Below are 15,149 nucleotides of genomic sequence, written 5' to 3'. Positions count from 1 at the left end.
CTGCACCTACCGCCTGCCACAGACACCGCCCCCCACGGCGCCATCGGAGGCGCGGCTCAGAGTCCGGGCTGCGCCGCGTACCGGCTCCGCAGGTCCTCGGCCACGCGCAGCGACGCGGGCGGCCGTCCCGGCTTCCGGGGCACGGGTACGGAGACCTCGCCCCTGGGTGCGGGTGCGGGAGGTGCCGTGCCCTCCGCCGACGAGCCGGGCACGTTTTCGGCCCCGGCGTCATCGGCGCCCTCTGTGGTCTCGGCGGTGCCTGCCGCGCCCTCCGCGCCCGTTCCTTCCGCGTCCGGTTCCGGTGCGGCCGGTGGAGGACCGTCCAGAGGGCTGTCCTGCTCGTCCTCGTCGAGTGCGACCGTCTGCTCGGCGATCCGCCTCCACGCCGCCGACGACGGTTCGTTCCCGGGAGCCGGTCCCTTCTCGTCCGTCGCGGTGGCGTCTATCAAGGCGTGCCGGGCGGACATGGGGGAGAGCCCCGCCGCAGCCAGCACACCTGTGCATCCGGCCATCACCGCGTCGAGGGAGGGCCGGTCGGCCGGGTCGTGGGCCAGCATCGAGCCGATCAGCGGGGCCAGTGCCTGGGGGAGACCGCTCAGGTCCGGGGCCTGGTCGGCGTTGGCGACCTGCCCGACGATCGCCTCCCAGCGCGCACCGTCGTAGGGGTAGCGCCCCGTGGCCGCGTACAGCAGGACCGTGCCGAGTCCGTATACGTCGGCGGACTCCTTGACCTTCGTCCGCCCCAGCGCCTGCTCGGGAGGCATGCAGCGCACCGTACCGATGATCATCCCGCTGTGGGACAGCGTGTCCTTGGCGGTGTCGAGGAACGCTCCGAGGCCGAAGTCGATCAGGATGGGGCCGTACGCCCCGAGCATGACGTTCTGCGGCTTCAGGTCCCGGTGAAGCAGCCCCACCGCGTGCACGGCCTGCAGCCCTTCCGCCAGCAGGGCGCCGAGGCTCGCCACCAGGGTAGCGGGCAGCGGACCGCTCCCGTCCACGTATGACAGCAGCGTCCTGCCCGGCACGTACTCCATGGCCAGCCACGGTCGTTCCGCGTAGGGGTCGGCGTCCAGGAAACGGGCGACCCGGTTCGTTCCCACGACCGTCCTGGCGATGAGCGCTTCCTTCTCGAAGCGCGCACGGGTGACCGGGTCCAGCCGGTCCGGACGGATCAGCTTCACCGCGACCGGATCGCCGGCGGGCGAGAAGGCCAGATAGACCTCACCCATTCCCCCCGAGCCCAGCTCCCGCTCGACCACGTACCGGCCGATCTGCCCGGGCACTCCGTCCATGAACCGTGCGCATCCTCTCGCCCACCGCGCGTCCCCCCGAGCGCCCTTCACCGGACCTACACCCTAGTCCCAGGGCGGAACTGGCGGGAGCCCCCGTTCTGTCCTTCAACAGGCGAAACGGTTCTCGCCGGTCGCCGGTGGCGAAAACCGGGGATTCCGACGGTGGCGCAGGGGGTGGAGCCGGCCCGCGAGGTGGAGTGTCGTGGTCGGGTCGTCCGGTCATCCGGGCGGGGTCGTAACCGTCATTATCAAGAGACAGACACGCAACGGACGGAAGCAGACCGAAGCGAACCGCAACATCACCCGGGAGCCTTCCGGCATTCTTGATCGCTCAGTTCTGGCAACGGAGGGGGAGGACATGACCCAGAGCAAACACCTCGTCAAGGCGAGGGACTTCGCCGAGACGTCGGAGGAGCTACTGCCTGAGATCGACGACCCAGGAGTGAAGGCGCAGACGCTCGCCCTGCTCGCGATCACCCACGCGGTCCTTGAGACCGGTTTCGACATCGACAACATCCGCTCAGCCATCGAGTCGAACGGGTAGCTACAGGCGTCCCGGCCGCAGTCGTCGTTATCTCAGGTGTCGAGCGGGCGACAGGCGAGTGAGGCATGTGCGCCTCAGTGCACCGTGCCTCACAGATATCTACGGGTCGTTCAGGCACGTACGGCATGTTCGCAACGTGTGTTCTCATCCTCGACGCTGCCGGTCATCGTCGAGCCTGAACCGTTCTCGTCCCCAGGGCGTCCATACGGGCACCTGACACCGTGGAGCCGCCGCACCATGAGCACATCCGGACCGCCAGCTTGGCCGCACTGCGAACACGGCGCAGACTCTGCTGCCGACCCTGTCGGCTGCCGCGGCATCCACGTCCCCGGCTACACCAAATGTCTCACCCACCTGAGCGACGCCGACCGCGACGCCTATCTGGCCGGCCTGTCCCCCGGCGCCAGCATCGACCATCGAGGCACCACGTTCACTGATGCCCTGCTCACCGCCCTGCTCAACGCCTTCCGTAACCCCGCAACGGGTAGCGCTCGCTTAGGCACCACCCGGTTCGAGTCGGCGACCTTCGCGGGCAGCGCCGGGTTCGATTCGATGATCTTTGAGGGCGACGCCTCGTTCGACTCAGCGACCTTCGGGGGCGACGCCTCGTTCGGTTCGGCGATCTTTAAGGGCGCCGCCTCGTTCGAGTCGGCCACTTTCAAGGACGACGCCTGGTTCGGGTCAGCGACCTTCAAGCGCGACGCCTGGTTCGCTTCGGCGACCTTCAAGGGCAACGTCGGGTTCGAGTCGGCGACCATCAGGCAGCTCGCCGGGTTCGAGTCGGCGAGCTTTGAGCGCAGTGCCGGGTTCGAGTGGGTGACCTTCGAAAGCGGCGCGCTGTTCGAGTCGGTGACCTTCAGGGGCAGCGCCTTCTTCTCTGCGGCGACCTTCAAGGACACTGCCGAGTTCGAGTCGGCGACCTTCAGGGAAGGCGCCAGGTTCGACTCGGCGACCTTCGACAGCGACGCCGGGTTCGAGTCGGCGACCTTCAAGGGTGACGCCTGGTTCGCTTCGACGACTTTTGTGGCTGCTGATCAGTTCGGGCCATTGGTGTGTGCTGGTCGGGTGGTGCTGTCCGGTGCGAGATTCGGCGGCCCGGTGACCCTCGCGTTGGCTGCGCGTCGTCTGGAGTGCCGTCGCACTCGCTGGACCTCGACAGCAGAGATACGTCTGCGGTTTGCCACGGTGGACTTCGCTCATGCAGTGTTCGAATACCCCCTCACCATCGCCACCGAGCCGGATCCATTCGTGCTCACCGCCGGCCAACAGCTCACCGAAGACCTCTTGTCGAGCACGCCAGACCCCGGGGCGCGGGTGGCGTCACTGCGTGGGGTGGACGCGGCCCATCTCGTCCTGGCGGACCTCAATCTGTCGGGGTGCCTATTCGCCGGCACCGTCCATCTTGACCAGCTCCGCTTGGAAGGGGCCTGCACTTTCGACACGGCTCCGCCCGCCGTGCACTGGCGGCGCTGGCCGCCCGTGCGGTTCACCGCGCGCCGCGTCCTGGCCGAGGAACACCACTGGCGCGCCAGCCAACCGCGGGCCGTGCGGGGCTGGAACACGGCGATCCTCGGCGCAGGGCGAACGGGGCCGCTGCAACTGGCTCCGGTTTACCGGGCGCTGCGCAAGGCCTTCGAGGACGCTAAGCACGAGCCGGGGGCGGCGGACTTCTACTACGGCGAGATGGAGATGCGCCGCTACGCCGACGACATCCCCCGCAGTGAACGGGCGTTGCTGACCGCGTACTGGGCGCTGTCCGGCTACGGCCTGCGCGCATCCCGAGCCCTGGCCTGGCTCGGGACGGCCATGCTTCTGACCATCGTCCTGCTGATGGCCTTCGGCCTCGCCCAGGACACCCCAAAGCAAACCGCGACCGGCACCGTCCCGGCCGGCGGGGGCAAGGTCACCTTCGAGATCGAAAGGGACGATACCCAGAACCCCACCGGCAACCGGTTCACCAGCAAGCGCTTCGAAAAGGCTCTGAACGTCACGCTGAACTCGGTGGTGTTCCGTGCATCCGGCCAGGACCTGACCACCGCAGGCACCTACATCGAGATGACCTCACGCTTCACCGAACCCGTCCTGTTGGGCCTGGCCGTCCTCGCCATCCGCAACCGCGTCAAACGCTGACAGCCCTGCCCCAGCCAACGTTCGACCGAACCGTTCAGGTGCCTTACTTGCCTGCACCGTCGATCATGCCTCTGCGCTGCACAGAAACCCTTCGATCCTGAGATAATCGTCGTGCCTCCACGGCGGCGGCCGGGACGGCCGCGTACGTCATCGGCGGCCGCCGTACGTCAACCGGTTCACGTACAGCCCGGGCCAGACGCCGGCACCTACGGGGACCGCAGCCGCAAGTGCCGGTAGAGCGTCACTCCGGAGTTGCGCTCTACCGCAACTCCTGACAGCGGGTAGACCGCAACGGAACTAGATCAAGGGCAACCAGATCAAGCGGAACCACTTCCGGCGGTCGCCGCTGCGGGCCGTGCCGAACCGGCAGGCGCACCGTGCCGTCCTGGAGGGGTTCCAGCGCCACGGCGTGCCAGGAGGGGTGCGTCACTCGGCGGGCCGGCCGGTGCGGAACGCGGTCATCAGAAGTGTGTCAGCGGCGCGCGGTCCGGCCCCGCCGGGCAGGGTCTCAGTGCTGATCCGGGTGAAGCCGGCCTCGTCGAGGAGCTTGGTCCATACCTGCTCCTGGAGGACCCAGCGGTGCATGGTGGCTGCCGCTCCGTCCGGGGTCCTCGCGCCGATCTCGGTGGGCTGCACGTCAGGGTGGGCGGGTTCACCGTCGAGATGGTGGGCGAGGGTCGAGAACACGAGGCGGCCACCCGGGCGCAGGGCACGGGCGGCTGCCGGCAGCAGCTTGCGCGGCTCGGCGAAGTCGACGGCTCCGAAGACGCTGTAGAGCACGTCGTAGGTGTCGGTCACCGCGTGCAGGTGCCGGGTCACGTCGGAGCGGACCAGGCGTAGCCGGGAGGCGAGGTGCCTGTACAGGTCGTCGGCCATCGCGTGCTGGGCGGGCGAGGCGTCGACGGCGGTGATGCGGGCCGGCTGGTGGTGGACGGCCAGGTGGGCGGCGTGCCGGGCCGCGCCGGCGCCGAGGTCGCCGACGCTGCGGCCGGTGAGGTCGCCGAGGACTTCGGCTCCGGGGCCGCTGTCCTGGCCCCAGCTCCAGAAGAAGTGGGCGGGCACGGTGCGGTCGGTGGCGTGACGGGTGCGGCCGTAGTGGTGCCAGAGGTCTGCGGTGGGGATCACCCCGCCCATCGTGGCGGGCGGCGGCGCCGGGCGGGCCGGTTCGAGGGAATTTCACCCGACGATGCCCCACGGGCCCGGCAGCCCGGCCGGGACTGTGGGGTACGTGCGAGGGGTCAGTGCGAGTCGTTGCCCGGGTGGCAGGGGCTGCACTTGGCGGCGTCCGCCCACAGGGGGAGGTCGACCTGCCAGCCGTCGGCGGCGATCAGGTCCGCCGTCCTCAGCACCGACCCGTCGTCCTTGAAGCCGACCTCCGGGACGTGGTGGAGGTAGTGCCCGCCGTTGAAGCGCTCGCACAGCTCGAAGTAGCTGACGGTGTCGAGGATGACGGCGTGAACGCCGACGTCGACGAGCGTGCTCGGGGCGAGCCCGAGGCCTTCGCCTCGGTGCCGCATCGCGGTCAGCAGGTAGGCGTAGCCCTGGTCGAGGACCCGGGCCGCCATGACGGAGTCGTAGGGGTAGTCCCGCATGAGGAGGCCGACCTGTTTGTTCCACAGAGCGGCCGGCACGACCTCGCGGGCGGGTCGGGTGGTGGCGGTCGTCGGGTCGATGGACACGGGGAGTTCGGCGGCGGTTGCCATGATGCCTCCGATGGACGGTGCCCCGCTGGCCGGGGCGACGCACCCAGCACACCGCGCCGACTGGCCGCACGGTGGTCATCTACCGTGCGGTGCACGCCCTTTGCACGGTGTGCAAGCGGTCTCGACGCCGGTCGGCGGCGCCTTTACCGTGGGACGCCCCCGGTAGTGCGGCGTGGGAGGGGCCGGTGCCCGTAGACCCGCTCTGGAACAGCACGACGGCACGTCAGTTGTCCGAGCATCGGCGCCCCGATCCGGCTCGGGCGCGAGCATCGCTCCTGGACCCTGGCCGACCTCGGAGAGCGGATCGGCTGTTCAGCGGCAACGGTGTCCCGCCTCGAACGCCGTGCAAGTGTCCTCGACTTGGGGTTCGTGCACTTGGCGGCGGCCGAGGTGGGCGTGCCCCGACACATCCTGATGACATCTCTGGCGCCACCGTCCACCAGCACCGGCCGGCACTAGAGTGACGGCCAGCCCGCGTGACGCCGAGGAGGACCCCATGCGCCGCCGCACGCTGCTCACCGCCACGGCAGCCGCCGGACCGGCCGCCCTGCTCACGGGGTTGGACGAAGCTCTCGCCGCCACCCCGACTCCCACGACGGGTCTGGGACCCCTGGACGGCCGCCTGGCAGCCGCCCGGGAGCTGTACGACAAGGGCGTGCACGGCCGGCTCCTGGCGGTGCTGCCCAGCCTCATCGCGGACGGGCACCGGGCCGCCGCCTCCCGCAAGGACCTCGACCAGGCTCGGTTGTCCTCCGTCTACACGCTGACTTCCTCGGTCCTCAGCAAGATCGGCTCGTACGAGACGGCGCGGCTCACCGCGGACCGTGCCCGTACCTGGGCTGAGGTGTCCGGCTCCCCGCTCGCTGCGGCGGCCGCCGCCCGGGAGCTGGCGATCGTGCTCCGCCACCAGGACCGCCACGGCGAAGCCCAGCGCCTCATGACCTCGGCGGCCACCGATGTGGAGACGACGGGTCTGCGCACGGCCGCTGCGGCCGCCGCGTACGCGCAGATGCTGTGCACGCTGGCGTACACGGCCGCGCGGGGCGGCCGGCGCGCCGAGGCGCTGGCGATGGTGGAGGAAGCCCGTCGGTCTGCCCGCCGTCTTCCCGGGCCGCCCCCGCCGGGCCGTCTGTTTCCCATCAGCCGGGCCGCTGTCGACCTGTACGCGGTCGGTGTGCACTGGGCGCTGGGCGACGCCGGCGCCGCGCTGGAGGCGGGCAAGGATCTGCGCCCCGATCAGTTCCCGACCGCTGAGCGCAAGGCGCGGCTGGGCACGGACATGGCGCGGGCCTGGTGGGCGTGGAACCGGCCCGAGCAGACCGCCCGCGCGCTCCTGGACGCTCATCGGGCGAGTCCCGGAGAGGTCCGGGACCGGCCCTCCATCCGCAGCATCGTGACCGAGCTGGTCGAGCGGCACCCGCGCACCACAGGCGTGCGCGAGCTCCGCGCCGCCGTGGTGTCGGCCAGCTGACTGCCGGGACCGTGACGGACCAGATGGAAGGGCAGTGGGAGAGCCGCTCACGGCAGTCGAGCAGGGAGAAGGTGCGGGATCCTGGCTGCCTGCTGGTCGGGACAGTCAGCGGGCGCGATTCCACCAGTCGACGCTCTCCAACGCCAGAACCCGTTCCTCCAGGACACGGGCAGTCTCACCATCTGCGGTGACAGCCCAGCAGACATACAGGTCAGCCCACGTCAAGGCAGCCTTGCCCCAGCCGGTCGCCCGCATCGGCTGACCGCTCTCGACTTCCGCAAGGCGCTCGCGCAACCAACCCAAGTCGGCCAGCGCCCGGTCGAGGACCGCCTCGCCCAGCCCAGAGGCCAACGCCTTTCCACTGGTGTACCGCCGTATCCGGCCCCGCAGCCCCTCGCCCTGGCGCTCACCCGACATGCCCACGTAGACAATCGGACCGTTCTGGCCCCGCCTGGCCAGGTAGACGCCTGGCAACCGCGGCACCTCTGCGCCGACCAACGGCACCCACTCGGACCACGCGGCCAAGGCCAGGACACCCTGACTGATCACCGGATGCACTCGTCCGACTCCGCCAGATGCGGCCGACGGTTCCTGCTCTTCGGCTTCCTCGCAGAGCTCGAGCAGGTCAGGTTCGCGGGGGCCGGCCTCCCTGGCTTTGCAGATGTCGTAGACCTTGGCGGTCTTGGGAGCGCAGGCACCCGACGGTGTCCAGGACAGCAGCCCGACAGGCGGTCCTACCGGCTCCAGGCCAACGTCCCGGATCTGCTGCCACGTACGAAAGTGCTTGGGCAGCGTCTGAGGGGTGAACTCGCGCAGCTGCTCGGGCTCCGGTACCGCAACGTCGTCTTCGAAGTACGGGTCCCCGAACAGGTCGTAGCCCATCGGCTCACGGTGCATCATCAGTCCCCTGGCCGGAGGTGGGCCACTCCTGTCGCACGCCAGCCCCTTCTGTCGATCTGTCGGTTCATACGATCGGTCAACGACAGGGCGCGGCAGTAGGAAACGGCGAGTCCGGACCCATCAGATCCTCCCGGCAGGCTACGTGCCCCTGCCCGTTAGTGAACGGTGCCGTCAGGGGCGGGGGAGGAGCGCGTAAGGGCGCAGGGGGACGCCGATGACCTGCAGGACGAGGTTGCGGTGTGCGGAGTGCAGGGTGCGCACGGCGGCTCTGGTCAGACCGGGCTTCGGCGGTTGGACGCCGGCGCCTTCCCGGCCGCCCGCAGGGCGCTCCCAGCCAGACGGCCCCCGACCCACCGCGTAGCACCCCGGACTAACACCACGCCGGTCCCGCCCGGAGAGGCTGGAGACGATGTGCGGCGTCACCCGGTACTTGATGGTCCGGCCGCCCGGCTTCACACGCCGAAACGAGAAAAGAGAACGGTCCGCCGACCGGCGGGACCCTTCAGACGTAGGATGATCTGCTAACTTTTGACGCCCCTCGAACCTGGAAGCCGACGCATGTCCCATTTGCCCGAATCAAGGAAGGTGCTCGGAGACCGTCCCCAGCGCCAATAGACTCGCAGGTCAAACAGTCTGCTCCCCGCACCCGCGGGGATGGTCCCAGGGCCCCGGGCTTCACGTTGAACTGCGCTCTCTGCTCCCCGCACCCACGGGGATGGTCCCGGCGCGAACGTCATCGGCCCGATCAACGGCTACTGCTTCCCGCGCTCGCAGGGATCGGCTGCTACGAACCGGCGCGTTTCGCAGCTGATGGCTCGAGGCAGAGCCTCCTGAAGATCGCTGACCTGACGCCCGACCCCGTGGGTATTCATGGCGGTATACTTTCCGATGTGGATACGACGATCAAGATCGGTGCGGAGACCCGCGACAAGCTCGCCGCTCTGGCCGAGGCCAGGAACATGTCGATGCGGGCGTTGATCGAGGAGTTCGCCGCGACCGCGCTCACTCCTGCGCAGTTGCGTGAGCGAGCCGAACGTACAGACGCGTTCTTGGCCGCAGAGTTCGGGCACCGGGTCAGCGACGACGAAGCCGGCGTATTGCGTGAGCGGATGCGGCAGGCGCAGAACGCCGGGCACGCTCGGAGTCGGGGCACGGCGGCGTGATCGTCGAGCACTACGTCCTGGACAGTCGCACACTCCTTGCTCTGGGGGGAAACAAGCAGGTCTCCGGGCTCATCCACGTTGCTGCGGGGGACCCCACGGTGCGTTTGTGGGTCCCCGTCGTGTGTGTGCTGGAGGCCGAGCGTGAACGGGCTGGGATCGTCGACTACCTGGGCATCCTGGATGTCCTGCACACCTTGGACGCCGACTATGCGACGGCGCACGCGGTCGCCGGCCTGTATCGCCGGAACGTCCCATTCGGCGTAGGGGCCGCCGTACACGCTACCCAGCCCACGCTGGACCGCCCCGACGGTGCCGTCGTCGCCACGGTCGCGCCCGCCGACTACGACGGGCTCGAAGCCCCGATCCTCGACCTCAATCGGTAGGCGGCCTGCAGCACATCGGCGTAAATCGTTCGGCGGGATCATTCACACAGCCTCCCTGTACTCTGCCCACGGGTTCGTCTGCTTCCCAGACTCGCGGGGTGATCTCAGCGTGGGGCGGGCGGGCATCTCAGGCCTTCGCTGCTCCCGCACCCGCGGGAATGGTCCTGAGCCACGGTGCTTGTCGTCCGCCCCGCTCGGCTGCTCTCCGCACCCGTCGGGATGGCCCTCACCTCACGAAAGGTGGGTGGGCGCCATCAAATTGTGAGCCGGTGCGAGTTGTCCGCGGCGGGTCCCGTCGCGAAGCGGGTGAAGTACTCGGTCGCGATGATTTCGCGCCGGGTTTCCTCGGGCAGGCGGGCGAGGATGCCGGGCAGTGACCGTGCGCGGGCGACCTCTGTTCGGTGCGCGAGGACCGCCTCCCACTTGTGTTGCAGCCAAGGGGTGACGTCGACGGTGGTGGTGGCGTAGGTGTCCGGCACGGCGAGTACGGTTTTGCCGACGGCCTCCAGAAGCGGTCCGAGCTTGCCGACACCGGACTTGGGGTGCGTGGCGCAGTACACGGCGCGTGGTTGCCAGGGCTCACCGGCCTCGGAATGCAGATGTGCGAGCCCCGCGTCCTGGGTGGCGAGGAGAGTGGCCTGGTGGGTACGGCGGTGGTCTGGGTGGCCGGTCAGCTGGCCCAGGGCGTCGTGCGTGAGCACGATGTCGGGGCGGAGCGAGCGGATCTGCCGGACCAGGGCGGCGACCACTTCGTCGAGTGGTGCGTCGACGAGCCGGGGACGGCTGGGGGCCGCACGTTCGTTGCGGGCATCGCGGTATCCGAGAATGCGAGGGGGCCCCGCGCCGAGCGCCCGTAAGGCGTTGGCGAGCTCGACAGCCCGCGGGCTGCCGGGTGCCCAGGTCATGGTGACGACGGCGGTGCGCGTGTGTGCGGCGGTGTGCTGGGCGAGGACACCGCCGGCGAGGAGGCTTTCGTCGTCGGGATGAGCGAAGACGCCGAGCAGGGACGGCCAGGCGGGGGACGGCGCTTTTGCGGGTGTCAGCTCGTCGGAGTCAGGCACGCTGTCCTCCTGCGGTCGTGAGGCCCAGTGCTGTTTTGGCGGGGGTCCGGCCCGGCCACTGGAGGACAAGCCGTGCGCTGGGCTTGTCGAGCACGTCGCCGGGCGGGAGCTGGTCGTCGCGTGTTGCGGCCGGGTGGACGGTCAGGGGTGGATAGCCGCTCTCGCGTACCTCGCGGTCCCAGACGCGCACGCACTGCGCGAAGCGCCCGGCCAGCTCTTCGGCAGCTGGGCCGTAGGCGTGGATGAAGAACTCGGTCATGCGGTCGGCCGGCGCCGGGGCATCCCTGACCTTGTGGTGGGTCAGGTAGGCGAGCGAGCTGTCCGCCAGGATCGCGGCGGCGTCCTGCTGCTCCACGAGGGTGGACTGGTGTGGAACGGACAGGCGGCAGAACCCCGCCATGGTGGTCGCGGCATAGACCTGAAGTGTCTCGAAGTTGAAGGCTCCCTGGACGACCAGGCCCGTGGAGCGCTCGTGCCGGGGACCGCGCAGCGCCTCGTCGAGACCGGCGGTCTCGCCCGGCGTTCCGTCCTCCCACCGCACCGTGACGTCGCCGTCGGCCAGCCGCACGGCCGGGGCGGTCCGGGCGCCGGCGCCGCGGTCCCGTACGAAGCCGCAGTACGTCCAGTGCTCGCAGTGCAGCACCTCGCCGCGCCGGATCAGGGTGAGGGAGCGGGTGTAGCCGCCCATCTCCAGCGGCACGACCAGCCTGGCCCCGTCGGCAAGTTGCTCTCGCCATGCGGGTGTGAGGTCGGACGCGTTGTGCGTGATCACAATCCCGTCGAACCCGCCGGCCGGGACGTGGCCCGGCGCGCCGAGTGCCCCGTCGCCGAGGACGACGGTGACCCGGCCGCTGCCGGCCTCCGCGCACAGTCGTTGTGTGCGGTGTACGACGTAGGGGTCGATGTCCACGCTCACCACCCGGCCGCGCTTTCCCAGGACGTGCGCCAGGAGCTCCGCGTTGTATCCGCCGGAGCCGACCTCCAGCACGGTCTTTCCCGGCTCCAGCCGGAGCTGCTCGATCATGTCGGCCTGCAGCCAGGCTGCGGAGACGGAACTGAGCGCACGCTGAGGTGATTCCCGGACCGTCACCACGGCGAGGTTGTCGTGGTAGGCCGTCTCCAGCCGGGTCTCGGGGAGGAACCGGTGCCGGGGCACCTCGCGCAACGCGGCTTGGACCCGCGGCGAGGGGGCCCAGCCTTTGCTGATGACCATGTCCGCCATCCGCTGGCGCAACCGGACCGCCTCGGCCGGTTCTGCGGGCACCGGCGGGGCGGCGGGGGAGCACGGGTAGGAGTGGACCGGCGTGAGTGGCGGCAGAACGCCGGGCCACACCGCCGTCAGGGCCTGGGCACTGGGCGCGAAAATCTTCCCCAGGGACGCCAGAGAGTTCAGGTCGTGGAACTCCCATCGTACGAAGCGGTGCGGCTTGGGCAGAGAGAGCTCACCGTCCCACCGGGAGAGGCGGACCACGGCGGTGACACGGGGCACGTCCAGCCGGTCGCCGTGCAGCACGGTGATGACGTGAGCGTCGTCCACGACTGCCGACAGCCCGGTCTCCTCGGTCAGCTTCCGCACGGCGGCCGCGGGTGCGTCCTCGCCTGTCTCGACGCGGCCGCCGGGCAGTTCCCACATTCCCTGGGTGCAGCGGCCCAGCAGGACCCGGCCGCAGGCGTCGGTGACCACCACTGCGGCACCGAAGACGGCCTGCGGCTCGGGCCGTCCCTTCTCCTCCACGCTGAACTTCTCGGCCGGCCCGCGCAGGACCAGCACCGCCAGGCCCTCCGCGTCGAACTGCTCGCTGTGCTCGAACCCGGCAGTGAGCGCACTGAGTTCGCTCTCGTCCAGGGCGATGTGACGCCGCTCTTGCGGGGTGTGCCGCACGACCGGCGTGATGATGACGAGCACCCCGCCCTCGCGCAGCCGCGCGGCCAGAGCGCGAAGGACGCGGGTTCGGTCGCGGATGAACGCGATGGCCAGCCGCAGGACGATCAGGTCATAGCCGTCTTCGGCGAGGCCGGTCAGGTCGTCGAGCTCCACATCCAGGCTCAGCCAGCGTACCCCCTTCACCTCGGCATGCTCCGCGCGGGCCCTCTCGAGCGCGCCCTGTGCGAAGTCCGCTCCGTCGACGGTGTAGCCGAGCGAGGTGAGGTAGACGGCGAGCTCGCCCGTACCGCAGCCGATGTCGAGCGCGCGGCCGTCCTCGGGTGCCGGGGCGTGCTCGACGAGTAGGCCCTTCTCTTCGGCCCCGAGACGCCGAAAGCCCCGCCCTTGGTTGTAGTGCTCGGACCAGTCGATCCGGGTGTATCTCACGGGTCACTCCTCGCTCGTGAAAGGCGGTGTCAGGGCAGTTCGACGGGGCCGTAGAGGGCGGCTGGCTGCTGGGTCTGCAGCGCCCAGTACCGGTCGCCGAATGACCAGTGCCACCACTCCGTGCCGTAGTTGATCAGGCCTGCGGTGGACAGCGCGCTGCCCAGGGTGGCCCGGTTCGTGCGGGCGCGGGCGCTCAGGTTGGGGGCGTCGGTGTAGCAGGCGCCGGAAGATTCCTCGGGGGAGGCGTTGACGCGCGTGCCCATGTCCAGCTCGCGGCCCTGGTGGTCGATCAGGGTCACGTCGACGGCCGCGCCGGCACAGTGCGGCGCGATCTCCGGAGGCGACACGAAGCGGCTGGCAGCCTCCCGAAGCTCGGCGGCCTTCCAGTCCGGATGGGCGCACGCGAGCTCGTTGGAGTACTTCTCGAAGTACCGGCGCTGCAGGGCCAGGGGCCGGTAGCCCTCGATGAACAGCAGGTCGGTGCCTGCGGGCAGGAGCGAGCGGGCATGCTTCAGCTGGGCCAGGATGCCTTCACGGACGTGGGCGAAAGCTCCCAGCGGGTCGTGCTTGCGGGGGTCGATGCGGAAGTCGTGGTCGCGTACGTCGACGAGCGGCTCTCCGCACTCGCGCACGGGGATCGCCGCGACCTGCGGATCGGACATCAGCACGAGAGGAATCATCGAGTCTCCCTGTGACGGGTTGCGCTGAGGCGGCGAGGCGGGGGCGGCAGCGGTCAGATCGGTCTCGCGGACGATCCGGGCGACGGTGTCCTGCAGCGTGCTTTCGGCTGGGATCACGCTCTCTAGACCGCCTGGCAGCAGGTCCAGCTCGCGGTACCAGGAGGTGAGATGGGCGTCGGTGACGTGTGCCAGGTAGGCGGCATCCGCCTTCGATGCGTGCCGTACCAACGTCGCTTCCAGCGGTACGTCCAGGTAGGAGCAGCTGGAGATACCGCGGTGGTCCCGTACCAGGGACGTGATCATGTGGCCGTAGCGGTCGGCGTACAGGATCCCTTCGAGTATGACGTGGAAGCCGGCGTCGAGGGCTGCGCGTGCGATCGTGCCCAGCAGGGCGATGTTGGCGCCTCGCGGTGTCGGCCTCCCTGAGTACGTTCCGGCGGATCCCGTCCTGGCCTACGATCGCGATACCGCGGCCGTAGTGATCTCGCAGGCCCTGGGCCACGCTCGACTTGCCGGACGCTGAGTTGCCGCGGATGACCACGAGGCGGGTATCTGGACGCCCGGTCGCTGTCGCAGAGAGCATGCGGCTGGATGCGCCGGTCATGTGGGCCAGCCCGTCTCGCTGTACAGCTCGCCGTTCTGGATCTTCGCGATAGCCAGTCGGGTATAGGGGACGAGGTCGTCGGGAAGGTCGGCGGGACCCCAGAACTTCCACTGGGTGCACTTGTCCGGCTCGCGCAGCACACCGGCCGGCAGCACCGCGAGCAGGAGCGGCGGCAGCATCCACGGGTTCAGCACTGACAGCACGCCGCCGGCGGTGACCATGCGGATCAGCGCGGGCAGGAACCGCTGCGCGTCGGTCACCATGACGTGCGTGCGAATTACTCCCATCTCGGCCGCCTCATGCCGGTCCGAGAAGCCATCCTCTGCGTAGGCCGAGGCCTCCACCCGGCACACCGCCTCGATCAGGGTGGTGTCCGTCTCCGTGGTCAGCCGCGGAGTGATCCGCCGCTCGGCGTACGCGGCGACCGCTCCGGCCGCGCGTGTCAGCGCGGCGGCGAGCGCCACCACCACCAGCGCCGGCAGGGCGCCGCGCAGCCGCTCACCGGCCGTGTCATCCCCGTGGACCGGTGTCATCGCGCGGGCCGTGGCGGCCAGCAGTACGGCGGCAGAGACGCCTGTGACCACCTGGCAGATGAGCAGGAGCTGGACGGCCCGCCGGTCGGTTCGCCACGACAGCCGCGCGATCCGGCCCAGGACGGCCGGGATCTGCGCGCACATCCGCCGGAAGGAGACCTCGGCGAGCGGGTTGACCGAGTACTGCCCGCTGTATCTGATTTCCGCGGGCGGCGGTGGAGAGGGCTTGGTGGGCTGTTGTGCGTTCGTCGCAGCCGTTGTCAACGTGATCCCCCTGACTGTTGTCCAGCGTGGTCGTGAGGCTTAACGACCCCGCCGGGATATCGAACTGGTGTGTTTCAGTCGCTCCGGATTCCCGACGTGGAGCGCGCGTC

Annotated in this window: 13 protein-coding genes and 1 pseudogene; 6 read left to right on the top strand and 8 right to left on the bottom strand. The window is 69.8% G+C overall.

What is annotated here, in order from left to right; translation table 11 throughout:
- Nucleotides 1–56 precede the first annotated feature (56 nt).
- Nucleotides 57–1,292 (bottom strand): serine/threonine-protein kinase, encoded by a 1,236-nt coding sequence (locus ACGF5T_RS32550; protein ID WP_366767992.1) that lies wholly within the window; start codon nt 1,290–1,292, stop codon nt 57–59.
- A 358-nt stretch (nt 1,293–1,650) separates the two neighbouring features.
- On the opposite strand from ACGF5T_RS32550, the gene ACGF5T_RS32545 reads away from it, so the two are divergent.
- Nucleotides 1,651–1,836 (top strand): hypothetical protein, encoded by a 186-nt coding sequence (locus ACGF5T_RS32545; RefSeq protein ID WP_366767990.1) that lies wholly within the window; start codon nt 1,651–1,653, stop codon nt 1,834–1,836.
- A gap of 237 nt (nt 1,837–2,073) precedes the next feature.
- Nucleotides 2,074–3,966: a pentapeptide repeat-containing protein gene (locus tag ACGF5T_RS32540; RefSeq protein WP_366767989.1), complete on the top strand. Its 1,893-nt coding sequence runs from the start codon at nt 2,074–2,076 to the stop codon at nt 3,964–3,966.
- Nucleotides 3,967–4,392: 426 nt separating this feature from the next.
- On the opposite strand, the gene ACGF5T_RS32535 is transcribed toward ACGF5T_RS32540, so the two are convergent.
- On the bottom strand, nt 4,393–5,100 hold the full coding sequence (locus ACGF5T_RS32535) for a class I SAM-dependent methyltransferase (RefSeq protein WP_392890122.1): 708 nt from the start codon (nt 5,098–5,100) through the stop codon (nt 4,393–4,395).
- 104 nt (nt 5,101–5,204) lie between these two features.
- Nucleotides 5,205–5,669, bottom strand: coding sequence for a hypothetical protein (locus ACGF5T_RS32530; RefSeq protein WP_366767987.1), 465 nt, complete (start codon nt 5,667–5,669; stop codon nt 5,205–5,207).
- A gap of 237 nt (nt 5,670–5,906) precedes the next feature.
- On the opposite strand from ACGF5T_RS32530, the gene ACGF5T_RS32525 reads away from it, so the two are divergent.
- On the top strand, nt 5,907–6,128 hold the full coding sequence (locus ACGF5T_RS32525; protein WP_366768010.1) for a helix-turn-helix transcriptional regulator: 222 nt from the start codon (nt 5,907–5,909) through the stop codon (nt 6,126–6,128).
- Nucleotides 6,129–6,165: 37 nt separating this feature from the next.
- On the top strand, nt 6,166–7,140 hold the full coding sequence (locus tag ACGF5T_RS32520; protein WP_366767986.1) for a transcriptional regulator: 975 nt from the start codon (nt 6,166–6,168) through the stop codon (nt 7,138–7,140).
- 105 nt (nt 7,141–7,245) lie between these two features.
- Here the strand turns inward: ACGF5T_RS32520 and ACGF5T_RS32515 are convergent, their stop codons facing one another.
- Complete coding sequence (locus tag ACGF5T_RS32515) at nt 7,246–8,022, bottom strand: hypothetical protein (protein WP_366767985.1); 777 nt, start codon at nt 8,020–8,022, stop codon at nt 7,246–7,248.
- A gap of 908 nt (nt 8,023–8,930) precedes the next feature.
- Between ACGF5T_RS32515 and ACGF5T_RS32510 the strand changes: the two genes are divergently transcribed.
- Both ACGF5T_RS32510 and ACGF5T_RS32505 read left to right on the top strand, forming a co-directional pair.
- Entirely contained in the window at nt 8,931–9,203 is a 273-nt protein-coding gene (locus ACGF5T_RS32510; protein WP_366767984.1) for a hypothetical protein, read from the top strand.
- Nucleotides 9,200–9,586, top strand: a complete 387-nt coding sequence (locus ACGF5T_RS32505; protein ID WP_366767983.1) for a hypothetical protein — start codon at nt 9,200–9,202, stop codon at nt 9,584–9,586. Before ACGF5T_RS32510 ends, ACGF5T_RS32505 begins: the two co-directional genes overlap by 4 nt.
- Nucleotides 9,587–9,840: 254 nt before the next feature.
- Here the strand turns inward: ACGF5T_RS32505 and ACGF5T_RS32500 are convergent, their stop codons facing one another.
- From ACGF5T_RS32500 to ACGF5T_RS32485, 4 genes and pseudogenes are all read right to left on the bottom strand, one after another.
- A complete protein-coding gene (locus ACGF5T_RS32500) occupies nt 9,841–10,647 on the bottom strand; it encodes a PIG-L deacetylase family protein (protein WP_366767982.1) in 807 nt (268 codons plus the stop codon).
- Complete coding sequence (gene fxlM / locus ACGF5T_RS32495) at nt 10,640–12,958, bottom strand: methyltransferase, FxLD system (protein WP_366767981.1); 2,319 nt, start codon at nt 12,956–12,958, stop codon at nt 10,640–10,642. Before fxlM ends, ACGF5T_RS32500 begins: the two co-directional genes overlap by 8 nt.
- Before the next feature lie 29 nt (nt 12,959–12,987).
- Entirely contained in the window at nt 12,988–13,941 is a 954-nt protein-coding gene (locus ACGF5T_RS32490; protein WP_366767980.1) for a M15 family metallopeptidase, read from the bottom strand.
- A gap of 438 nt (nt 13,942–14,379) precedes the next feature.
- Nucleotides 14,380–15,039: pseudogene (locus ACGF5T_RS32485) on the bottom strand (ABC transporter ATP-binding protein); the annotation flags it as partial.
- Nucleotides 15,040–15,149: the final 110 nt, after the last annotated feature.

This window comes from Streptomyces sp. NPDC047853 (assembly GCF_043204535.1).
GTDB lineage: Bacteria > Actinomycetota > Actinomycetes > Streptomycetales > Streptomycetaceae > Streptomyces.
This window is presented reverse-complemented; position numbering and strand designations above follow the sequence as displayed.